Source organism: Rhodococcus sp. 05-2254-2 (assembly GCF_002259095.1).
Taxonomy (GTDB): domain Bacteria; phylum Actinomycetota; class Actinomycetes; order Mycobacteriales; family Mycobacteriaceae; genus Rhodococcoides.
Genome location: NZ_NOZJ01000013.1, coordinates 1 through 20,252 on the forward strand (window position 1 = coordinate 1; position 20,252 = coordinate 20,252).

21 protein-coding genes are annotated in these 20,252 nt (G+C 65.2%); 6 read left to right on the plus strand and 15 right to left on the minus strand.

Annotated features, from left to right (window positions below; genetic code table 11):
• Nucleotides 1–171: 171 nt before the first annotated feature.
• The gene (locus CH283_RS18055; protein WP_373454852.1) at nt 172–1,161 is read right to left on the minus strand and encodes a YihY/virulence factor BrkB family protein; all 990 of its coding nucleotides are present in this window, start codon (nt 1,159–1,161) and stop codon (nt 172–174) included.
• Between the two features lie 140 nt (nt 1,162–1,301).
• Here CH283_RS18055 and CH283_RS18060 point away from each other — a divergent pair, with 140 nt between their 5' ends.
• Nucleotides 1,302–1,472 carry a CsbD family protein gene (locus tag CH283_RS18060; protein ID WP_027495724.1) on the plus strand — a complete coding sequence of 57 codons (171 nt, stop codon included), beginning with the start codon at nt 1,302–1,304 and terminating at the stop codon, nt 1,470–1,472.
• 194 nt (nt 1,473–1,666) lie between these two features.
• Nucleotides 1,667–2,386 carry a GAF and ANTAR domain-containing protein gene (locus CH283_RS18065; RefSeq protein WP_068056101.1) on the plus strand — a complete coding sequence of 240 codons (720 nt, stop codon included), beginning with the start codon at nt 1,667–1,669 and terminating at the stop codon, nt 2,384–2,386.
• A gap of 117 nt (nt 2,387–2,503) precedes the next feature.
• Here the strand turns inward: CH283_RS18065 and CH283_RS18070 are convergent, their stop codons facing one another.
• The 6 genes from CH283_RS18070 to CH283_RS18095 form a co-directional block, all read right to left on the minus strand.
• Nucleotides 2,504–3,301 (minus strand): DNA-formamidopyrimidine glycosylase family protein, encoded by a 798-nt coding sequence (locus tag CH283_RS18070; protein WP_094638210.1) that lies wholly within the window; start codon nt 3,299–3,301, stop codon nt 2,504–2,506.
• A gap of 82 nt (nt 3,302–3,383) precedes the next feature.
• Nucleotides 3,384–4,466 (minus strand): zinc-binding dehydrogenase, encoded by a 1,083-nt coding sequence (locus CH283_RS18075; RefSeq protein ID WP_094638209.1) that lies wholly within the window; start codon nt 4,464–4,466, stop codon nt 3,384–3,386.
• The gene (gene phnE, locus CH283_RS18080; protein WP_094638208.1) at nt 4,442–6,034 is read right to left on the minus strand and encodes a phosphonate ABC transporter, permease protein PhnE; all 1,593 of its coding nucleotides are present in this window, start codon (nt 6,032–6,034) and stop codon (nt 4,442–4,444) included. The genes CH283_RS18075 and phnE overlap by 25 nt, the downstream gene beginning before the upstream one ends.
• Nucleotides 6,031–6,837 (minus strand): phosphonate ABC transporter ATP-binding protein, encoded by an 807-nt coding sequence (phnC, locus tag CH283_RS18085; RefSeq protein WP_176460306.1) that lies wholly within the window; start codon nt 6,835–6,837, stop codon nt 6,031–6,033. Before phnC ends, phnE begins: the two co-directional genes overlap by 4 nt.
• The gene (locus tag CH283_RS18090) at nt 6,837–7,805 is read right to left on the minus strand and encodes a phosphate/phosphite/phosphonate ABC transporter substrate-binding protein (protein WP_094638269.1); all 969 of its coding nucleotides are present in this window, start codon (nt 7,803–7,805) and stop codon (nt 6,837–6,839) included. Before CH283_RS18090 ends, phnC begins: the two co-directional genes overlap by 1 nt.
• Nucleotides 7,806–7,846: 41 nt before the next feature.
• Nucleotides 7,847–8,545 carry a phosphonatase-like hydrolase gene (locus tag CH283_RS18095; protein ID WP_176460307.1) on the minus strand — a complete coding sequence of 233 codons (699 nt, stop codon included), beginning with the start codon at nt 8,543–8,545 and terminating at the stop codon, nt 7,847–7,849.
• Between the two features lie 108 nt (nt 8,546–8,653).
• Here CH283_RS18095 and CH283_RS18100 point away from each other — a divergent pair, with 108 nt between their 5' ends.
• Together CH283_RS18100 and CH283_RS18105 are read left to right on the plus strand one after the other, a co-directional pair.
• Nucleotides 8,654–9,367 (plus strand): GntR family transcriptional regulator, encoded by a 714-nt coding sequence (locus CH283_RS18100; protein WP_176460308.1) that lies wholly within the window; start codon nt 8,654–8,656, stop codon nt 9,365–9,367.
• Between the two features lies 1 nt (nt 9,368).
• Nucleotides 9,369–10,490 (plus strand): TIGR03364 family FAD-dependent oxidoreductase, encoded by a 1,122-nt coding sequence (locus CH283_RS18105; RefSeq protein WP_094638206.1) that lies wholly within the window; start codon nt 9,369–9,371, stop codon nt 10,488–10,490.
• 30 nt (nt 10,491–10,520) lie between these two features.
• Here the strand turns inward: CH283_RS18105 and CH283_RS18110 are convergent, their stop codons facing one another.
• The 4 genes from CH283_RS18110 to CH283_RS18125 form a co-directional block, all read right to left on the minus strand.
• Nucleotides 10,521–11,744: a Dyp-type peroxidase gene (locus tag CH283_RS18110; RefSeq protein ID WP_094638205.1), complete on the minus strand. Its 1,224-nt coding sequence runs from the start codon at nt 11,742–11,744 to the stop codon at nt 10,521–10,523.
• A complete protein-coding gene (locus CH283_RS18115; protein ID WP_094638204.1) occupies nt 11,737–12,285 on the minus strand; it encodes a copper chaperone PCu(A)C in 549 nt (182 codons plus the stop codon). Before CH283_RS18115 ends, CH283_RS18110 begins: the two co-directional genes overlap by 8 nt.
• Nucleotides 12,282–13,754 (minus strand): PepSY-associated TM helix domain-containing protein, encoded by a 1,473-nt coding sequence (locus CH283_RS18120; RefSeq protein ID WP_094638203.1) that lies wholly within the window; start codon nt 13,752–13,754, stop codon nt 12,282–12,284. The genes CH283_RS18115 and CH283_RS18120 overlap by 4 nt, the downstream gene beginning before the upstream one ends.
• Before the next feature lie 181 nt (nt 13,755–13,935).
• Nucleotides 13,936–14,466, minus strand: a complete 531-nt coding sequence (locus CH283_RS18125; protein WP_082898847.1) for a hypothetical protein — start codon at nt 14,464–14,466, stop codon at nt 13,936–13,938.
• 162 nt (nt 14,467–14,628) lie between these two features.
• Between CH283_RS18125 and CH283_RS18130 the strand changes: the two genes are divergently transcribed.
• Both CH283_RS18130 and CH283_RS18135 read left to right on the plus strand, forming a co-directional pair.
• Entirely contained in the window at nt 14,629–14,877 is a 249-nt protein-coding gene (locus CH283_RS18130) for a hypothetical protein (protein WP_068056078.1), read from the plus strand.
• 71 nt (nt 14,878–14,948) lie between these two features.
• Complete coding sequence (locus CH283_RS18135) at nt 14,949–15,692, plus strand: SagB family peptide dehydrogenase (protein ID WP_094638202.1); 744 nt, start codon at nt 14,949–14,951, stop codon at nt 15,690–15,692.
• Here the strand turns inward: CH283_RS18135 and CH283_RS18140 are convergent.
• Genes CH283_RS18140 through CH283_RS18155 form a run of 4 tightly spaced genes read right to left on the minus strand, consistent with a single transcriptional unit; the run spans nt 15,642 to nt 20,252 of the window.
• Complete coding sequence (locus tag CH283_RS18140) at nt 15,642–16,952, minus strand: MFS transporter (protein ID WP_369679395.1); 1,311 nt, start codon at nt 16,950–16,952, stop codon at nt 15,642–15,644. The two genes, CH283_RS18135 and CH283_RS18140, sit on opposite strands and share 51 nt — an antisense overlap.
• Nucleotides 16,865–18,223 (minus strand): YcaO-like family protein, encoded by a 1,359-nt coding sequence (locus CH283_RS18145; RefSeq protein ID WP_094638201.1) that lies wholly within the window; start codon nt 18,221–18,223, stop codon nt 16,865–16,867. Before CH283_RS18145 ends, CH283_RS18140 begins: the two co-directional genes overlap by 88 nt.
• The gene (locus CH283_RS18150) at nt 18,220–19,551 is read right to left on the minus strand and encodes a CocE/NonD family hydrolase (RefSeq protein ID WP_068056070.1); all 1,332 of its coding nucleotides are present in this window, start codon (nt 19,549–19,551) and stop codon (nt 18,220–18,222) included. The genes CH283_RS18145 and CH283_RS18150 overlap by 4 nt, the downstream gene beginning before the upstream one ends.
• Nucleotides 19,548–20,252, minus strand: coding sequence for a hypothetical protein (locus CH283_RS18155; RefSeq protein ID WP_141215261.1), 705 nt, complete (start codon nt 20,250–20,252; stop codon nt 19,548–19,550). Before CH283_RS18155 ends, CH283_RS18150 begins: the two co-directional genes overlap by 4 nt.

Genomic DNA, 20,252 nt, shown 5'->3' on the forward strand with positions numbered 1-20,252 from the left:
GTACTCCCCGCCGCCCCAGTTCCCGCCGCCCCAGTTCCCGCAAATGCGCGCGCGTTTGCCATACGCGCGCGAACTCGTGCCCGATCACCTGGCTATTCCGTGAGCACCTGGCGAATGCGCGCGCATTTGCCCCACCCAGATCACCCAGCAAATGCCACGCACCACCACCCATCACTTGTTCGGCGGCGCATCCTTCTCCGTCACTGCTTCCGGCTCGTCGTAGGTGACTGTGATGTCCTGAAATCCCTTGTTGCGCTGCGCTTCTGCTTGGCCGGTGTAGGAGTTCTTGTCACCCTCGGTGAGCTCGACGTTGTCGGTGAACGGCGTCAACAACGCTCGGGGATGCAGGTGGTCGACGCGTACGGCGTTGATTTCGATGCACAGCACGATCAGCACCGACGAGACGTAGAGAAAGCCGAGCAGGCCGAGGACGATCGCGAAGATCCCGTTGCTGGCGCTGGCGTTGCCGACGACATAGCGAATGTAGATGCCGCCGAACGATTGCAGTGCCTGCCAGATCACCGCGGCGATCGCGGCGCCGGGCAGAACCTCGCGCACACTCAGGGCGCGGGCGGTCCCGATGCGGAACGCGGCAATGAAGACCACGGCGTTGACCACGACTGCTCCGACGAGTGCCAGTGCGCCGCCGGCGAATCCGAACACGCCCGAGGACGCGACGCCGTTGAGAACGGTCAGTCCGATGATGGCGGTGCCGACGGTACTGAGCAGCACCAGCCCGCGCAGCCGACCCTTGATCGGATCCGGTTGTTCGTTTCGCGGGACCGACCACGCGGTGTTCATCGCGTACTGAGCGGCCAGTGACACTCCCAGTCCGCCGTACAGCGACCCCACCACGCCGATGACGATGGCGGTCGTTCCGCCGCTGAGCCGATCCGGCTGTCCGAGTTGATCACCGATGACCGGGATCTGACTCATTGCCGAATCGATGATACGGGTCTGCAGTTCGGGGTCCCCGGCCAGCACGATTCCCAGCACGGTGGTGAAGAGCAGCAGCAACGGGAACAACGACAGGAACGAGTAGTACGCGATGAGGGCCGCGAGGTAGCCGCCACGGTCGTCGAGAAATTTGTACAGCACTGCCAGCGGGAAACCCGCCGACGGATGCCTGCGCTGATAACTGTCCACCTTGGCGACCATCATCGGACGAATGTAACCACCGCAGGCACCACGGAAACGTCGACGGTACGTGTGACCCAGATCTCAACATGCGAACGTGCGCTTTCGTCGACGGGCTCCGACTAAGTCTTCAGTACCAACCCGGCACGAGGAAAGGAACTCACATGAGCTTCATCGACAAGGCCAAGAACGCAGCAGAGGACGCCATCGGCAAGGCGAAGGAAGTTGTCGGCGACGCCACGAACAACAAGGACCTCGAGGCCGAGGGCAAGAAGGATCAGGGTTCGGCAGGCGTGAAGAAGGTCGGCGAGAACATCAAGGACACCTTCAAGTAAGTCGTATCTCTGTGAGGGCCGTCGATCAGGTGATCGGCGGCCCTCGCGCTGTGCGACGTACAACCGTTTCGGCGGAAGCGTATAAAGTGCACAGCGCTGGCTCTCGAGCCGGCACGGGCGTCCAGCAGAAGGCGCAAGATCGTGGATCTCTCCGGCGAAGAGCGGCAGGGGTCCTACGCGAGAGGACCGTGTGAATGTCGCAATCATCGCCCGATGTGCACCTTCCCGGATCGTCCCCTGCATCGTCACTCGCCGAATTCGCGCGGTCGTTGCGTGATACCCGCCGTTCGATGCCCGAGACGATGGCAGAGATCTTGCGCACCTCCATTCGGCTCATACCGGGTGCAACCGTCGGCTGCGTCACCACGGTCAGCAAAGGCGTCCGCACCGTGGTGGCATCCACCGACCCCCTGGCCGAAAAGCTGTGTCGACTGCAGTACGAGCTCGACGAGGGCCCGATTCCCACCGAGGTTCGCCACTTCGATGTCGTCGTCTCGGACGACCTCACGTCCGAGCCACGATGGCCGGAGTTCGCGGTTCTGGCCGTGAACGAGGGATTCAAATCCTTGGCGGCGTTTCAGCTCTACAGCAACGCCGACGACCTCGGTGCGTTGATCTTCTACAGTGACGAGCCGCGTGCCTTCGACGTCGACGCGGTCGAGATCGGGGAAGCCCTCGCAGCGCATGCCGCCATTGCCTTGCTCAGCGCCCGCGACAACGAGCAGTTCCGGACGGGCCTGGCCAGTCGCGACATCATCGGCCAAGCCAAGGGAATGATCATGGAACGCTACGATCTCGACGCGGTGCAGGCGTTCGAGCTGCTGGCGAAGCTGTCACAGCAGCAGAATCAGCCTCTGCACAAGGTGGCTCACGACTTGGTCGATACCGACCACCCGACCAATTCGACCTTCTGACGACCCCCAGGTTTCGATCTTTCGGTCACGAGGAAAGCAATCGTTGGTATCGGCAGGCAACACGCGATACCCGCGGGCGGTTATGTCGTTGAGCCAACAGCGATCGACCGCTCGTCGCTAGCGCTCCGGTTGGCAGGTCGGACACCACCATGTTCGACGCTTGTCCGGGTCTCCTGGTGTCTCCGCGACCACCCGAATCGACGTCCCACACCGCAGACACGGCTTTGCGGCCCGCCCTGCAACCCAGTGTGATCGGCCCCGGCGAGTGTCCCCGGTGGTCACCTGCATCGCACCCGGAACTGTCGCCGAATGACGCATCGCCCGCTCGAGCAACGCGACCAATCTCTGCGCGTCGACATCACCCGACGGCGTCCACGGCCACAGGCCGCGCAGAAAACACAGCTCGTTGGCCCACAGATTTCCGGGACCGGCGATGACCCGCTGATCCAACAACGTCGCAACGATCGGACGACTTCCCTGGGCCCCGATGTTGGCAACTCCGCGCTCGGCGTCGAACGTCGAGTGCAGCGGGTCCGGCCCGAGATGCGCGATCAGCGCGTTCATGTCCCTCGTGTATCCGTAGTCGACGACCGGCAGCAGAACTCCGTAGGCGGTCGGCCCGTCGACCACGGCAAGCCGGACGCGCACGTCGGGTCGGATGCGCTGCGGAATCGAACGACCGGCCCGCACCACCGTCCACGAACCGCTCATCCGCAGATGCGTGTGCAGCGTCGTGTCGTTCTCGAAATCGGTCAGCAGATGCTTGCCGTGTGTTCGATGCCCGACGACGGTTCGCCCGGCCAGATTCTCGACTGCGTGCGCCGGCACCTGCAGCCGTCCGGCCCGCAGCGTCGCGCCGTCCAATGCTCGACGCAACCTTGCGGCCAGTGCAAATACGGTGTCGCCTTCGGGCATGCTTCTGGGGTATCCCGCTCGGCACAACCGTAATCGCACGCTCGGCCCGCTCGTAGGATGAGCGCCTCCGCCGACGCCGACATCACCGTGAAGCGACACCGGCCGGACGCGCCGGACAGTCGTTGGACCTCGTCGACAGACCGTGAGCCCAGGGCGCGACCGACGACCGGAGAATTCCCGACGGCGTCGGCCGCAATACGGATTCGAGTTCGGCCAATGGAACCGGTGCCTCGACGAGGGATTCCCACGGATACTTCTCGCCGGTATCACGGAGGAAGGCAACGGCCTGGTGGAGGTGCCGCGGCTCGTAGTTGTGGATTCCGGTGATGGTCAGCCAGTTTCGGACCACCGCTTCGGGGTCGACGGTGATCGGGGCACCGGGCGCGACGGAGCCGGCGAGGACGAGCCGCCCACCGACGTCGAGTCGCCCCGAGGCCGCCTGCACAGCCGAGGACGATCCGGAGAAGTCGATGGCCACATCGGTGTGTGCACCGTCGTCCTCCACGGCCCCGAATGCACGGGATTGTCTCTGCCGCTGCAGGTCTCGGTCGATAACCGACACCGCTGCACCTCGCTCCCTGGCCGCCGCAGCGGCGGTCACCCCCAGCATCCCTGCCCCGACGATCAGCACTCGTCGACCGTCGAGCGCACCGGCGGCGTCGAGGGCGGCCATCACCGTCGCTGTCGCACACGCTGCGGGTGCGGCGACGGCGTCGGGCATGGTGTCGGGAATTCGGACCACTGCGGTTCCGCGTGGGAGCACGATGTGTCGAGCATAGGAGCCGCTGAGAGCCCATGCGCTCTCGGCAGACTCGTGACCCACCTTGCGCACGGCCGAACATTTGGCCGTGAACCCGCGGACACATCGGGCGCACCGACCACAGCACACCGTGACCGACCAGACGATCCGATCTCCCACCTCGACAGCCGATACCGCATCGCCGATGGCAATCACGTGACCGACGGCCTCGTGCCCGAGCACCGACGGGCACGCACAGTGCCGTCGACCGGACACGGTGTGCAGGTCGCTTCCGCACACCGTGGCGAGATCGACGCGCACCAACACCTCACCCGATTCGAGAGTGGGAATCTCCATGTCGCGCAGTTCGATTCCGCTCCCCGTCCAGACGGCGGCCTGTGTCAGACCAACAATGATCTGATCCATCCGGAGATCCTTTCCACGATGTACACGACGACGAAGATGACGAGAACGATCGCACCGGCGACGTCGAAGTTCAGAGTACGAATCGACTCGAAGAGCAGGAAGCCGATACCGCCTGCACCGACGATCCCCAGGATGGTCGAGGTGCGGATGTTCACGTCGAGCAGATACAGGCTCGAACCGACCATCGACGGAATGGCCTGAGGAACAACGGCACTCAGTGTCCGATTCCACCAACCGCCACCGACCGACGCCACCGCTTCGAGGGGACCGGGATCGATCTCCTCGATCGCGTCGGCGACGAGTTTGCCGAGAAATCCTACGGACCCGATGGCCAGTGCACAGGTTCCCGCCACCGGGCCCAGTCCGAGCGCCGCGACGAATACGACAGCGAGGATGAGTTCGGGTACCGCGCGGACCAGCAGGATCCAGGATCTCGCGACCCAGTACACCGCGGGATGCGGAGTTGCGTTGCGCGCGGCCAGAACTCCGACGGGTATCGACAGAACGGTACCGATGGCGGTGGCCACGACTCCGATGGCAACGGTCTGTACGGCGGCGTCGAACAGGTCCGCTCCCAACGCGGAGAAGTCCGGTGGAACCATACGCCCGAACACCTCGATCGACGGCCCGATCCACGTCAGAAGCGAGCGCGGATCCAATTCGAGCACCACGAACGACGCCACGACCGCGACGACGAGCACGGCCGACGCTCCGATGCGCATCAGTCGATCGCGCTGCGGGCCGGCCGCGGACGGCACCAGCAACATGCGGCGAAGAGCCATCGCCGCCAATTCCATCGCGGCGATGATCGCCAGGATCACCAGTACGATGCCGAGAGCACGCGGGTAGATCAGGCCCCGCAGAGCGTCCTGCAGGGCGAACCCGATACCGCCTGCCCCGACGAAGCCGAGGACCACCGACATGCGCAGATTGATGTCGATTCGATAGACGAAGGCTCCGATCCACGCCGGAACGACCTGCGGAACAACGGCGTTGATCATCTCCCGGTAGTAGCCGGCTCCGGCGGCACGGATCGCCTCTCGCGGTCCCACATCGGTCTCTTCGATGGCATCGGCGAACAGCTTGCCGAGCATGCCGATGGAATGCAGTGCGAGGGCGAGGATGCCGGGCAACACTCCGATCCCCAGCGCCCTGACGAACAGCACCGCGAACAGCAGATCCGGCATCGCCCGGCAGAACGTGATGACGGCGCGAGCAACGCTGTAGAGGACCGGATGCGGCGAGGTGTTGCGCGCCGCGAGAAACGCCAACGGTACCGAGACGATCGCTGCGAGCACGGTGCCCAGTACTGCCATGAGTAATGTGTCGAGTGCGAGGGAGACGATCCTGCCGGTGTCGTCCACGCGGGGCGGCAGCATCCGCTCGAGCAGGTTGCCGACGTCTTCGAGACCGTCGATCAGGGTCGTCGGCGCGAAGTCGATGTGCCCCGCCGAGAGCACGGTCAGGACGAGCGCCGCGACGCCCAGCGCCGGGAACAGCCATCGACGTCGCCGCGGATCGTTCTGTGCAGCAGTGTTCGTGGGCTTCGGTTCGACCGTGACGGTCATATCGGTGCCACCGTGGTCATGTTTCCGGGGTCGGGCGCGATCCGCTGATAGATCGGCATGATGTCCTCGCGTCGGAGACCGGCGGCCGGGCGATCGAGCACCACCCGACCGTCCCGCAGACCCACGAGCCGATGCGCCCAACCGAGCGCGAGATCGACCTGATGCAGGGTGCACACCACGGTCAGCTTCTCCTCGCTGCACACCCGCTGCAGCAGATCCATCACCACGCCCGCGTTCTCGGGATCGAGCGAGGCGACGGGCTCGTCCGCGAGCACGATCCGCGGACGCTGCATCAGGGTGCGTGCGATCGCCACCCGTTGCTGTTGCCCGCCCGACAGCGTGTCGGCCCGTCGCTGCGCGAAGTCCGCCAACCCGACTCGGTCGAGGCAAGCCCGGGCTTCCTCCCGCATCGCTTTCGGATAGGTGAAGGCTCCGTAGCGCGGGAAGGACAGGCGACCTATGCCGCCCACGAGTACGTTCTCGAGACAGCTCAACCGACCGACGAGATTGAAGTGCTGGAAGATGAAACCGACATCGCGGCGCAGTTCGCGCACTCGGCGACGGTTTGCCAGATCGACGCGAGTGTCGAGGGCGGTGACGCTACCGGAGGTGACGGGCTGCAACCCGTTGATGCACCGCAGCAGCGTGGACTTCCCGGAGCCGGAAAGCCCGAGCAGTACCAACATCTCACTGTTGTGCACGTCGAGATTCACGTCCCTGAGCGCGGTGGTGGGTCCGAATGTCTTGGTGACATTGCGAACGCTGACCACGACATCGCCCCGGTCCATCGGTGCGGACATCATCAGCCCTGGCACTTCTCGGAGCCGGTGACCTCGCATACGTGGCGGACGCCGTCGTAATCGCTGTCCTGCGCCGGCACGACGCCCCAGGCGTCCTCGTCGGTGATGCGGCATTCCTCGGCGCAGATGCCGTCCGCGACGAAGGCATCGGAGTTCATGCCCTCGCTGAAGACGTCCTCGAGCTTCGCGATGGCGTCGGCACCGAGATCGTTGTTGGCAGCGAAGAGCGAACCGGCGATCATCTCGGACTTCCACACTGTCTTCAGCTCGCCGGGTGCCAGCTCGCCGTTGTCGATCATCGTTCGGTCGACCATGGTGTCGAACGCGAAACCGGCATCGCAATCACCGGCTTTGACGGCCAAGGCCGAGGCGTCGTGTCCACCCGCGTAGATCGGGGTCATTGCACTCGAGATGTCGGCCTCCGCACCGGAAGCGATGACATCGTCCTCGATGAGTCCCGCTGTCGGATAGAGGAATCCGGAGGTCGAGCTGGGGTCGACGAAACAGACCTTCTTGCCGGCGTAATCGGCGAGCCCGTCGACCGAGGCATTGTCCGAACGGGCGATTCCGTAGGACTGGTAGCCGGGCGGAGTTCCCTCGTCCTGAACGACGGCACCCAGCGGCGTCATGTCTGCCCCGTTGATTCCGGCGACCACGTAGGCGAACGGGCCGAAGAAGGCGAGGTCGACATTGCCCGCGATCAGGCCCTCGACCACACCCGCGTAGTCCGAGGCCTGGATGAACTCGACGGTTGCTCCGGTCTCGTTCTCGAGGCGCTCGATGACCGGGTCGTAGCTGGCCTTCAGGTCGGTCGAGTTCTCGGCGGGAATGGCAGCGAGCGTGATGGTTTCGGGGAATCCTTGCTCGGTGGTGGCTCCATCGGAAGAACTGGAGCAACCGGCTGCAACGAGTGCGGCAGCCGAGAGCACGGCCGCGGCGGTCACAGCGCGACGGTGAGAGGTGGCGATCATGGCGGGGTGTCCGTTCGGTGAGGTTCGGGCGAGGATGGTGTTCACGGCAGAACGATGGGGGGAAGGTCGGCGACGCTGTCGAGTACGTGCGTGGCACCGGCCTCGCGTAGTCGGTCGACGGAGTGAGCTCCGGTGAGCACCCCGACCAGCAGAGATGCGCCGGCCCGGCGACCGGACAGGATGTCGCTCGAAGTGTCGCCGACAACAGCGACCGCAGCGATGTCACTGACCTCGGCGAACAGCGCGGCGGTGAGCACGAGATCCGGATGCGGCCGGCCACGACCGGCCTCACCGGGTGCGAGGAACGCGTCGGGCAGATCCTGCCAACCGAGCGTGTCGATGATGCGCTCCTGTGTCGGTGCCGAGAAACCCGTGGTCAGCACGACGCTGATCCCGGACTCGCGGAGCTTCGTGATGGCCTGCGCCGCACCGGGAACGGGCGCGATACCGTCGTCGATGCGGGCGTCGTAGGCCGACTCGAAGGCGCGGTTGGCGGCCTGGGCACGGTCCTCGGTTCCGAACAGCGCACGGAACACCTCGATCTTGGACTGACCCATCGTGTCCAGGACGTAGCGACGGGCGTCGTCGCGTTCGGGTCCCTCGGATGCGAGTCCGACGGCGGTGGCCGCGACGTCGAACGCGTCCAACACGAGTCCGTCGTCGGTGACGGTGGTTCCGGCCATGTCGAGGACGACGAGTTCGATGTCGGTGCTGGTGTTCGGGGTAGTGGAGTTCGGCATGAGTGAGAGACTGCCGTTTGGTATAGACCATTGCATGGAACTCGAGTGAACGACTCGTGAACGTCACACAACAGTTAGGTCTAGACCAATTGGTGCTATGGTCGGCTCATGGTTGTGGACAGCGAACCCCGCGTGCTCAAGCACCAGATCGTGCGTAGAAGTCTCGACGACATGCTCGACGGCATGACGGCAGGCGACGCATTTCCGTCCGAGCGCGATCTCGCCGATCGATACGACGTCTCACGCGAGACCTTGCGTCAAGCCATTCGAGAACTGTTGGTGGCCGGTCGAATCGAACGCCGCGGACGAGCGACCGTCGTTGCCGAACCCAAGGTGGTATTGCCGTTGGCCATCGGGTCCTACACCGAGGCAGCGCGCGAGAAGGGCATGAGTGCCACCCGAATTCTGGTCGGCTGGGACACGTTCCGAGCTGACGACGCCCTCGCGGATCTACTCGGAATCGAGACCGGTTCGGAGGTGGTCCAACTCGAGCGCGTCTTCACCACCGGGGACGTCCGAGTGGGTCTCGAGACGACTCGCATCCCCGCGTACCGTATTCCGGGGCTGCAGGACAGTTTCGATCACCGAACGTCGTTGTATGCCGAATTGCGAACGCGCGGAGTCGTCTTCGGACGAGTGGTCGACACCATCGAAACCGTCCTTCCCGACGCCCGAGAAGCTGCGCTCCTCACCGTCGACACCCGCACACCGATGTTTCTGCTCGGCCGCGTCTCCTACGACACGGACGGGGTTCCCATCGAACACCGACGGTCGCTCTACCGCGGAGACCGGATGACCTTCACCGCCGTCATGGATGCCTGACATGACCAAAGAATACGACGTCGTTGTTGTCGGTGCCGGGATCGTCGGTCTGGCTCACGCCTATCACGCTCATCGACGCGGCCTGACGGTAGCAGTGGTCGATCATTTCGATCGGGTGGCAGGTGCATCGGTGCAGAACTTCGGACACGCCTGCATCACAGCGCAATCCGGTACTGCACTCAACTACGCTCGGGCCGGCCGCAGCCACTGGCTCGACCTCGCCCGTACGGCAGGTTTCTGGGCTGTCGAGTCCGGTACGCACTGCGTTGCCCGGCACGAGGACGAGTACGCAGTGCTCGAGCAGTTCGCCGAACTGCGGGGCAAGGAGCAGGTACGACTACTGGGCCGCACCGAGGTACTGGACCGACTCCCCATTGCCGACACCGACGTGGTGGGCGGCATGTATCTGCCGCTGGACGTCCAAGTGGACCCACGCGCCGCCGCCCCGGCCATCGCACGTTGGCTCGACAGCTCCGGGGTCGACTTCTTCTGGCGCACCGCCGCAACGTCGTTCGCCCCCGGCGTAGTCCACACCTCGCGCGGGGAACTGCGGGCCGGCACCACCTTCGTCACCGTCAACCACGACATCGATCGACTGTTTCCCGAGTACGCCGAACGCGACGCACTGGTGCGATGTCGGCTGCACATGTTGCGCGCCACGCTCCCCCTCGACGCACCGCTACCCACACCGCTGTTCACCGGTTGGTCGCTGCTCAGGTACTCGGGTTTCGAGAACCTGCCCGCCGTTGCCGACGTCGCTGCCCGCCTGCAGGCCGAGTATCCCGGCTACGTCGAACTCGATCTGCACCAGATGTACACCCCACAACCGGACGGATCGATCCTGCTCGGCGACACTCACGTTCGTGAGATCACCGCGTCGCCGTTCCAGAGCGAGGAAGGATTCCAGGTGCTGCTCACCGAGGCCCGGTCGCTCTTCGGAGTAGACCGCATCGACGTCACCGAGCGATGGCAGGGAATCTACTGTTCGGCACCGGGTTCGGAGTTCCTGCTGGAGGAACCGATGGACCGCGTGCACATCGCCACCGTTACCACCGGGATAGGCATGACGACCAGCATGGGCCTGGCGCTGGCCAACGTGGACAGAGCTCTGGCACCGGCCTGAGTGCACCTCGTGAACACCCAGGTGTCACGGTTACCCGAACAGACTCTGCCCCAGGTAGCCGTCGCCGACCACTCCCGGAAGTATCGCGAACACCGCAGAACCGATCGGGGTGGTCCATTCGTTCAACGCATCGAATTCGTCGAGTCGTTGCTGAATCGGCAGGAACTGGGTGAGCACGTCGCGCTGATAGCTCGCGAACAGTAAGCCGGTGTTCGACAACGATCCGGCAGCCGGTGGGTCGTCGTAGTTGTAGGCCCGCCGGAAGATTCGCTCGCCGTCGTGAACATGCCGTGCCCTCGCGATGTGCGAGGACGGTGGGATGATCGGAATTCCGAATCGATCGGTTGCGTCGAAATCGGCCTCGTCGAACTCGGCGGTTCCGGTCAACGGGGCACCGGTGTCGAGGGTTCGCCCCACCGACAGTTCCCGGCCGGGTCGATCCAACTCGTCCCAGGTGTCCATCTCGATCCGGATGCGCCGCAACACCATCGACGTTCCGTGTTTCATCCAGGGCTGATCGCTCCCGTCGTCCCAGACCAGACCGTCGAAGTCGGTACTTCCGGCCTCCGGATTGACGGTGCCGTCGACCTGTCCCATCAGATTTCGCATCGTGGTGCCCGATTCCTCGGTACCACGCGAACGCCGGAATCCGCGCTGTGTCCAGGCGATCGTCACCAACGAGCGCACGTTCTTGGTCAGTACCCGCACAGCGTGCGCAACGGTGACGGGATCGTCCGAGCACACCTGCAGCAACAGATCACCGCCGGTGAATCCCGGTTCCAGGCGGTCGATTCCGAACGCAGGAAGCGGTGCCAGCCACGACGGCCGCCGATCCGGCAGACCGATCGCATCGAACACACCCGGACCGAACCCGACGGTCACCGTCAGGCGGGCGGGCTCTAGCGCCAGTTCGGCTTCGGTATCGGCCAGTGCGGGTGCACCGGACGTCAACCGTCCGATGTCCTCCGTCCAGACCTTCAGGATCCCGATCAGCTCGTCACGTCCGACGCGTTCCTGCATGTTCAACCCGACGAACATCGAGTGTGCCTGCGGCGGAACAGTATCGACACCGGCTTGATGGACGCCGCGCCACGGCACGGTCTCACTGCCGGTGGCCGTCTGCTCGGCTCGGTTGCCGACGATCCCGTAACCGGTCGCGGCTCCTACGCCCGCGACGCCGAGCGCGGCGACGCCTCCACCGAGGAGACGCCGCCGGCTCAGCGAGCGTGGTGACCGGTTCTCGTTGTCAGCCACCGTGTGCCGGCGCGGGGGTCGGCGACCCGTCCATGTCCATGGTGCCGGGCTCGTAATTTTCCTGGGCCCCGGAGAAGTCACGGACCTGCGCGGTGAACGTCGTGCTCGACGCGTCCTCGAACTCGAGGGTGAATTCCGCGTCGGCTCCGGGGGTCAACGGCGACGTGACGTCCATCAGCATCAGGTGATCGTCGCCCGCGGCGAGCACGTGCGTACCGCCCGCCGGGATGACGAAGCCTCCCTCCTTCGGCCGCATCACCATCGCCCCGTCCGCCCCGGTTGCCATCTCGTGCAATTCGATTCGGCTCGACGCCGGAGACGATGCACCGACCACGTGCACATCGGAGTCGCCGGTGTTCTGCAGTTCGGCGAATGCCGCCGTCATACCGGAGTCGGCCGCTTTGACCCATTGCTCGCGTACGACGACGGAATCGGACTCCTTCGCCGCGGCGGCGGGCTGGTTGCTGGAGCATCCGGTGAGTACGAGTCCGGTGACCGACAGTGCGGCCAACAGTGTGGAGGTGCGACGGGTGAGATTCATGCCAGTTCGCTTTCGTGTGGGGAAGTAGTGGAGTTGGAAGCTCTGGTCCGTGCTCGACGGATCGATCCGACGACCACGTCGACGGCGAGGAAGGCCACCAGGCTCAGCCCGAGGAGTGGGACGAACCAGCCGACAGCGACAGCGACGACCACCAACGCGGCGACGGACATCGGTGAGATGCGGCGAATGCCGCCGCGCAGAGGCGGCCGCCCTGCTGTGAGGCCGCTTGCCTTGGTGGGGCGGCGTTTCCACCACATCATGTAGCCCCTGACGATGACCGATGCCAGCGCGACGGCGAGCGCAAGCAGCGCAAGCTGATTGGCGACCCCGAACAACGTGCCCATGTGCAGCTGAATACCCCAGGCCGACAGCTTGGCCGCGATGGGCCAATCGGAGAAGAACACGGTGTCGATCACTGCGCCGGCGGCACCGTCGATCGAGATTGAGTCGTTCGACATCACCCAGGGCTGACGGGTTTCGGCGACGACGAACGCCGTGTCGGCCGATTGTGGAATGGACGCTTCCACGGCACCGTCTATTCCGTTGGCTCGGGCGATCCCCAGCACCGAGTCGATGCGTCCGACGTTGTCCTCCGTCGTCGATGCGTCGGCCGGCATGTCCATCGAATGACCGCCGTGACCAGAATGATCGGTCGTCGCCGCGTCGGAGGATCCGATGGTCTTGGTGACGGCGGGGGTGGTCCAGCTCAGTGCCGACCGCAGCTCGGTGACGTTCTCCCCAGCGTAGGTGGACCATGTCAATCCGGTGGCGGACAGGAAGATCAGACCGACGGCGATCCAGATACCAGCCACGCCATGCCAGTTCAAGGACCTGTTGCGGCCCTTCGACTTTCGATCGAAGGTCAACAGCCTGGCCTTGTCGCGATTGCGTCGATACCGCTCGATCCACAGGTAGAGGCCGCCGAGCGCGATCACCCACAACCACGAGGCGGCGAGTTCGCTGTAGAGGCGACCTGGCTCCCCCAGGTGCAGATGGCGATGGAGTTCGGAGATCCAGGTGCGCAACGGAAGGGCGCTGGAGGAGCCGTACACCGCCAGCTCACCCACGGACGTCGCGGTGGCGGGGTCGACGAAAACAGCCAGCCGCTGCGATTCACCCAAGCTCGGGTCGGTGAACATCACCCGAGTGGTGTCGCCGGCCTCGGCTGCAGGTCGGACGGCGGCGACGGTGAGGTCGGGTCGTTCGGCCTGCGCTGCCCGAATCTGCTGGGCGACGGGGACGGCCGGACCGGTCGTGTCCACGTGGACGTAGTCGCGATACACGAGTTGTTCGATGGTGGGAGCCACGGCGTAGAGGCCGCCGCTGATGGTGGCGATCAGGATGAACGGTGCCACCAGGATGCCTGCGTAGAAGTGCAGACGCATGATCAGCGGCCGCCAGCTTCGGGGGCGATCGGGAGGGGTGGGCGGCGATGGATCGGCGAGGCGTTCCAATTCAGGTGTGGACATGAGGACTCGTTTCGTCAAGGCATGTGTGGGCGCGCGCAGTGGTGCGCGAGAAGGCATCGCACAGACGATCGGGCGTGCTCGAGGCAGCGCGGATCGCGCGATGTGAGGGCTCGTCGAACAGACAGCGACAGCTCGATACCCGACGCCTACGTACAGGGCGGGTGGGAGTGACGAGCTGCGGTCAGGTCCGAAGCGCAGGCGGTCCGCGGTTTCCGCAGCCCGACAGGTCGAGCAGACGAGGCGTTCCCGGGAGTCGGTAGACCGGAAGTTCAGGGGCGATGCGGGACTCGTCGACGACGAGAGCCGCCAACAGAGGCAGGGCCTCACGTAGCGAGGTCACTGCGCGCCGGATGCCGTGCTCCGCTCCGCGGATGGCCAGAGCGCCGACCAGGATGGCAACCACATGGGCCGCGAACATCTGCTGGGTGAGCATCGAACCGTGATGGTGACCGTCGACGGCGGTGAGCAACAGGTGTCCGACCGACTGCGCGGCAGTCAGGATCATCAGCAGCTGTGCGCGGGGTGCCGCCGGTGTCGGTGCCGCGGCGGTCGCGTAGCCGATCGCAGCGGAGACGACGGCCAACAGCACGATGGCCGCGTCGGATGGAGGCATTCCCCCACCGAACGTGTGCGCTGCGACGGTGACCAGCGCCGACAGTCCGCCCACGGACGCACCGCGCAGGAGCGCGAATCCATCCGTTGGCGCAGACATGGACGGGAGCTTACTACCGACTACACCGAGTAGTAGTCCAGGTACCGGAACGACGCCTCCGAACCCCACAAGCCGGTCCGACGGTCTTTTTCCGGTTGGTTATCCTGATCATCGGTACTCGAACCATCAACGGTCGAGCCGCGAGATCGAGAGTGGACTCACATGGCAGAGAATTCGGACGCGGCCCAGGCTCGGGTATTCGCCGACATGCTGACCGCCGAGATCGCAGCCGCGTCGAGTCGCGTCGAAGAGTCCGAGCAACTGGCGCGCAAGGCCTTGCGGGTAGGCGATTCCCGCAGCCATGTGTGGCACAGCGACGAAGCGCAGACCCAGAAGCAGGCGCTCTACGAGCTGTATCGCCAGCTCGATGCGTTGCGCAACCGGTTTCCCACCGTCCACTCCGGCTCGTAGAACGTCCCGTCGATCGAACTACAAAATTTCTTATCGACACTGATTACCATGTTGACTTAGAGTTGGAGTCCATGGCGGAAGATTCGCTCGATTCCACGGTCGCGCGCGTCCAGGACGTGCACCGACTCCTCGTCGATCGCGGCACCGGCGCGAACTTTCCGGCCGTGCCCGCAGCAGACGGAACTTTTGTTCTGCCGTCGCCACCGCCTCTCCCACCGATGCGCCTCGACACAGCACTGCGCGCTCGACGGTCGCACTACCGATTCGCAGATCTGGACGCACTGCAGCTCTCGACTCTCCTCCGGTCCGCAGCGGGGCCCGGCCGGACCTCCGCGCGGACGGACGGCACGACGCACACATACCGGATGAATCCGACTGCCGGCGGTCTCGACTCGATCGACCTGCACCTCGTGGCCCTCCGGGGCCCAGCCGAGATCGACTCGGGGACCTACCTGTTCGATCCACACAGACACGTTCTGAACAGAACCGGTACGGGACCGTCCGTCGATGCGCTCGAATCATGTCTCGTACAGCCACAATTCGCGCGCCGGGCACCGTTCGTCGCCGTACTCGTCGGACGCCTCGACCGAACCCTGATCAAATACACCGAACGCCACTATCGCACCCTCCACATCGACGCCGGCATCGCCGCGCAGAATCTCTACTTGGTTTCGACCGCACTCGGATTGGCCTGCTGCGCCATCTCAGGCTTCTACGACGACGAGATCTCGCACTTGCTGCGTCTGTGCCCACTGTCCGTTCCGCTACTGGCTTTCGCGCTCGGCGGACTCGGCGAGGACTGCAAGCAACGGTAACCGCGGCACCCCGAGCCACAGGGCTGCCGTCCCCGCAAGAGCGAGCGCGCCCGCTCCGAGGACGACGGCCGCGGTCACGCCGAACGTACCGGCGACGGCCCCGCCTGCCGCAGCGCCGAAAGGAGTCCCACCCATCGCGATCATCCGCGCCGTGGTGTTCACCCGGGCCTGCAGGTGGTCGGGCGTGACGGACTGACGAACCACGATGCCGTTGACGACGATCATGGTGTTGGCGGCCTGATAGACGATCAGGAGCAGCAGAGAAACGGCGAGTACTCCCGTGATGGACCACGCCAGCATCGACAGGAAGGCCACCACCACGCCGAGACAGGTGATCATGCCGGTGCCCACCATCCGCTGGATGCGCGCACTGACCAGGCTGATCAGAAATGCCCCGAGAGCCGTTGCTGCATAGAGTGATCCAATTCGCGCATCCTCGGCGGCCAGACCGAGCTGACGGACGCCCACGACCACCATCAGTCCCACGACCACACCGTTGGCGACACTCACCCCGACGCCGACCGCAGTCAGGGCACGCACCACACGATGATGCCGAATGAATGCCAACCCCTCGCCGATCGAAGTGCCGAGACCGGAACCGACCGAAAACGGCGCGGCCCGCACGGGTAGCGCGATCGTCGAGGTGACCACTGTCGCGACGAGAAAACACAGAGCATCGATCGCGATGGCACCCGGCGGACCCAGCGTCGTCGCAGTGATGCCACCGAGCAACGGGCCTACGATCCCGATGACCGTGCCGACGCTGACGAGCGTGCCTGTCGCGTCGGCGATCCGATGGCGGCCCACCAAAGCCGGTACGACGCCGAAGGACGCGGCATCGAAGAACACGAAAAGAGTGGAGACGGCGAACGCGACGATCATCAGATGTGCAACCGTCACCGACGCAATCAGGTGAGCCACCGGAATACTGGCCAGAGCGAGAGCACTGCCGAGTTGAGTTGCGAGCAGGACTACGCGACGGTCGTACCCGTCGGCGAGCGCACCTGCGATCAGTCCGAACATCAGGTACGGCAACGACTCCACCGCAAAGGCGACACCGGAGAGCAGCGGCGAGCCGCTCAACTGGTAGACGAGCATCGGCACGGCAACCGTGGACATCGCGTTGCCGATCCACGCGACCGCACGCGCCAGGACGAAACGGCGAAAGCCGGTCACAGACTCGGGGGCGCAGCGAGCAGCAGCGTGTTCGGATCGGTCGGGTCGCAATCGGGTGCGTACCGTCGAGCGATGTCGCGCCACCGAGGTAACCCGAAATAGGGAAATGCGGCTGGGGCGTTGGGAATCAAGCCGGAGGCACAGACCCGGGCCACCCGCAGTGGCGTCGACGCCACGTCCGAGGTGGTGATATCGCAGACGACCACCTCGTGGCCCGCCACCGCGAGCGCGCTCCGCATACCGTCGGCGGTGCCGCGGGGAAGCTCGTCGATCGATACCGTCTCGGCCGGATTCGTGAAGCGAGGAAGATATGCGGCCTGAGTACGGGGATCGAGCCACACCTGGGCTTGTGCACCCAGGTCGCGGATGTGTTCACTGCGCTCTCCGGCGGCTTCGAGGTAGCTGCGATCGGCGCGGTGGTCCAGGTAGAGACCCGGCGACAGCACCCCGGCGCGCATCGATCCGAACACCCAGCCGTCTGCCTCGAGCAGTCCTCGAGTGAAGACCCAACTGTGGATCGCTTCGAGAACGGCCTTGCGTGCCGTGTCGACCGGGTCCAGCTTCGCCGAGAAGCCGCCTGCGACAATCCCGAGTTCGAGATCGTGAACAACGGCCGCCACCACCGGAACTTCGAAGTACGACGGCAGCTCGAGGAGATGACACCGCAGTCGTGAGTCGCCGAGGTCTGCCGCGAGCCCGGGCACCGATGCCGGATCTATCCCCCGCGCAGGGAGGTTCAGGTGCCACCACAGCGACAGCGAATCTCGCTCCACGAGTTCGAGCAGTCCACGTCCGGCGGCGTCGTCGAGCCCCTGTCCTGTGGCGATGCCGGCGTAGTTCAGATGGTGAATCCACGGGTCCGTCCGGCGCGATCCACTGCGCCAGTTCAGGTACACGTGCGAGGCCGGGATCGCGACACGCGCGCCGTCGTCCGACACCCCGTCTACCCAGGCGACTCGGGAGTCCTCGGTGAATTGTTCGAAGGGGAAGCCTGCCGAGTTCAGCTGCCACGGCGCGAAGAACTCGAATGTGTCGTTCCCCCAATGGCGGACACCCTCGGCGCGCAGTTCCGCCGGCGTTGCGTAGCGCAGAGTGTTCGGGACGTAGTTTCCGCAGTACCGTTCCACTGCTTCGCCGATCGCGGCGATACGGGCTCCTGCGGGATCCGCGAAGGTGGTACCGAGCGACACCAGATCGCAGGGCCAGTTTCCGAGCGCACGAGTATCGGCGATCTCCGCCGTGAGCCCGACGTACCGTTCCGGCAGACCGTCCAGCCTCTGGACCGGATGCAACGCACGGATGAGTCCGGTCAACGGGTCGACCAGATCGTCTGCACTGAAACCGACCCCGCTCATACGGGCATCTCCAGCTCGATGCCTCGCACGGTGCGCTGCATCGGCACCGCTCGGATACCGTACAAGTGGTCTTCATCGGTGTGCAGATCGCGGGCATATCGGGGGAAGGCGTGGGCCGAGATCATCAGTGTCAGTTCCTCTCCCTCATGGATGTGTGTGGACAGCGGAGCGAGGTGCACGACGGAGCCGAGGGACATGCCCTCGGTGAGCTGCTCCACCTCGCCGCCGCGTCTTCGGGCGAGCAGCATCGCACCCCAGTGCCGGTCGCAGTCGCCGCCGACGACGCGCACCACGGGAGTTCCGACAAGGGTTCCTGCGCGCCACGGCACCGGACGGGTAAGGCAATCCGAGCGTGTCGTCAGGCTGCGAACATCGGTGTCGGACGTGCAGGAAGGGAAGGGCTGCAACGGATTTGCGACGAAGCTGCCACCAGTCAGCGCGACCGTCACTCGGGCGTTCGGCCAGGTCTGCAGCCGCAGCGGACCACCGGGGTGACCGTACAACTGCGCTCCGGTCCACGGGTGACCGTCGAGCACCGCACCCAGCCACTTGCTCATCCGCTCGGCGCGACCCGACGCCTGCATCGAGTGATCCCACGGTCCGAGGGCGAGTGCCGACGGGCCACCCCACGACGACCAGAGGTCTATGGTGTCCTGGCCGAACCAGTCCGCGGTCCCGCCCTGCGCCAGTAGCGGGCAGCGTTGTGCTGCAGCATGGTTCCTGCGCTCCTCATCCACCCTTTCCGACGCCAGTACGGACTGCCACGACGGTATCCGGGGGCTCGACGAGTCTCCGATGTCGGACACCGGCAGCGTCTCCAGCAGATCCGCCGACGCCGAACTCCCGCGAGAGTGGGCAGCATCGCCGTGCTCGGACCACCAGCCGAGGCGAGACTCCAGGTGGAAGGCCCGATCTCGATTTCGCGCCGTCTCCCCCATACCCAGAGCGGGCACCGCGACCGACACACCCGCCAATCCCTCGCATTCACCTGCGGCAAAGGTAGTTTCGATTGCGCAGTGCGCCCCGTAGGACGTGCCGTAGAGGAACAGGAAAGGCGCCTGCGACCACCACGGTTGTGCGGTGATCCATTCGACGCAGGCCAGGCCGTCTGCCCCTTCGCCGTGATACGGGTGGAACGACCCGGCGGAGCCGTACCGGCCGCGCACGTCCTGTACGACGGTGGTGAATCCTCGATCGGCCCAGCCCGCGGCCTCGGCGAGATGAGCTTCGCTGTTGTAAGGCGTGCGAATCGTCAGCACGCCACGCGGACTTCGCGCCGTCACGACGAAAGTACGGAGTCCCCCGACCGAGTACTCGCGTCGCGTCATCGAGGTGGTTCCGGCACAGGAAGAATCGGGTGCCGAGTCACCCGGAGCGTACGGAGGTCGATCGCCGTCACGCAATGGTCGGCCGTAGGACCGATGACCTCCGCCAGGACCTGAGCAGCCACGAACTCGGCCGCCGCGTCGGACACCGGATGAATCGGCGAGATCAATCGCCGCCCGCCGGCACGAGGACCGTAGCCGTCCTCGATTCGTTGCCTGTTCCGACGGGATGCGGCGCGCCGCATCGACACGTCGGTCAGCCGGACCCCCTCGGGCACCACGAGGTACAGATTGCCTTCACGGAAACAGGCGATCGCCCCTTCGGACCGCAGAGTGTCGACGCCGTCGTCACTCACGGTGATCGATCGAGTCGCGGCATGCCCTGTGGACATACCCACGCGTCCCAGCATCCCCACCAGCGCAGCAGCTACGGAGCCACAGCCGAGCACCGCAACCGTATCGGTGGACGAACTGGAGACGATGTGGCCTGCAGTGAGCAACGCGGACAGCGCCGTCTTCGGTTTCGCAGAGAGCTCCGCTTCGGTACCGGTCAAGGCCCCGGCCAGTTGGTCGAATTCCTCGTGGTCGAGCGCGAGTGCGAAGTGTTCGTCGTCGGCGGTGCGGAGCACGAATCCCGAATCGGATTCGTACAGTTCGGTTCTGGGTGCAAGTTCCATGGCGATGGCCGGCCGGGGTCTGCACAT

What these genes read in the sequence shown, in the direction of transcription:
- CH283_RS18055 (WP_373454852.1), bottom strand. Translation starts at nt 1,161, where the DNA reads ATGATGGTCGCCAAGGTGGACAGTTATCAGCGCAGGCATCCGTCGGCG.
- CH283_RS18130 (WP_068056078.1), top strand. Translation starts at nt 14,629, where the DNA reads ATGGCAGAGAATTCGGACGCGGCCCAGGCTCGGGTATTCGCCGACATG.
- CH283_RS18120 (WP_094638203.1), bottom strand. Translation starts at nt 13,754, where the DNA reads ATGTCCACACCTGAATTGGAACGCCTCGCCGATCCATCGCCGCCCACC.
- CH283_RS18065 (WP_068056101.1), top strand. Translation starts at nt 1,667, where the DNA reads ATGTCGCAATCATCGCCCGATGTGCACCTTCCCGGATCGTCCCCTGCA.
- CH283_RS18115 (WP_094638204.1), bottom strand. Translation starts at nt 12,285, where the DNA reads ATGAATCTCACCCGTCGCACCTCCACACTGTTGGCCGCACTGTCGGTC.
- CH283_RS18070 (WP_094638210.1), bottom strand. Translation starts at nt 3,301, where the DNA reads ATGCCCGAAGGCGACACCGTATTTGCACTGGCCGCAAGGTTGCGTCGA.
- CH283_RS18060 (WP_027495724.1), top strand. Translation starts at nt 1,302, where the DNA reads ATGAGCTTCATCGACAAGGCCAAGAACGCAGCAGAGGACGCCATCGGC.
- CH283_RS18145 (WP_094638201.1), bottom strand. Translation starts at nt 18,223, where the DNA reads ATGAGCGGGGTCGGTTTCAGTGCAGACGATCTGGTCGACCCGTTGACC.
- CH283_RS18135 (WP_094638202.1), top strand. Translation starts at nt 14,949, where the DNA reads ATGGCGGAAGATTCGCTCGATTCCACGGTCGCGCGCGTCCAGGACGTG.
- CH283_RS18100 (WP_176460308.1), top strand. Translation starts at nt 8,654, where the DNA reads ATGGTTGTGGACAGCGAACCCCGCGTGCTCAAGCACCAGATCGTGCGT.
- CH283_RS18095 (WP_176460307.1), bottom strand. Translation starts at nt 8,545, where the DNA reads ATGCCGAACTCCACTACCCCGAACACCAGCACCGACATCGAACTCGTC.
- CH283_RS18105 (WP_094638206.1), top strand. Translation starts at nt 9,369, where the DNA reads ATGACCAAAGAATACGACGTCGTTGTTGTCGGTGCCGGGATCGTCGGT.
- phnC (WP_176460306.1), bottom strand. Translation starts at nt 6,837, where the DNA reads ATGATGTCCGCACCGATGGACCGGGGCGATGTCGTGGTCAGCGTTCGC.
- CH283_RS18090 (WP_094638269.1), bottom strand. Translation starts at nt 7,805, where the DNA reads ATGATCGCCACCTCTCACCGTCGCGCTGTGACCGCCGCGGCCGTGCTC.
- CH283_RS18150 (WP_068056070.1), bottom strand. Translation starts at nt 19,551, where the DNA reads ATGACGCGACGCGAGTACTCGGTCGGGGGACTCCGTACTTTCGTCGTG.
- CH283_RS18155 (WP_141215261.1), bottom strand. Translation starts at nt 20,252, where the DNA reads ATGTGCAGACCCCGGCCGGCCATCGCCATGGAACTTGCACCCAGAACC.
- CH283_RS18125 (WP_082898847.1), bottom strand. Translation starts at nt 14,466, where the DNA reads ATGTCTGCGCCAACGGATGGATTCGCGCTCCTGCGCGGTGCGTCCGTG.
- phnE (WP_094638208.1), bottom strand. Translation starts at nt 6,034, where the DNA reads ATGACCGTCACGGTCGAACCGAAGCCCACGAACACTGCTGCACAGAAC.
- CH283_RS18075 (WP_094638209.1), bottom strand. Translation starts at nt 4,466, where the DNA reads ATGGATCAGATCATTGTTGGTCTGACACAGGCCGCCGTCTGGACGGGG.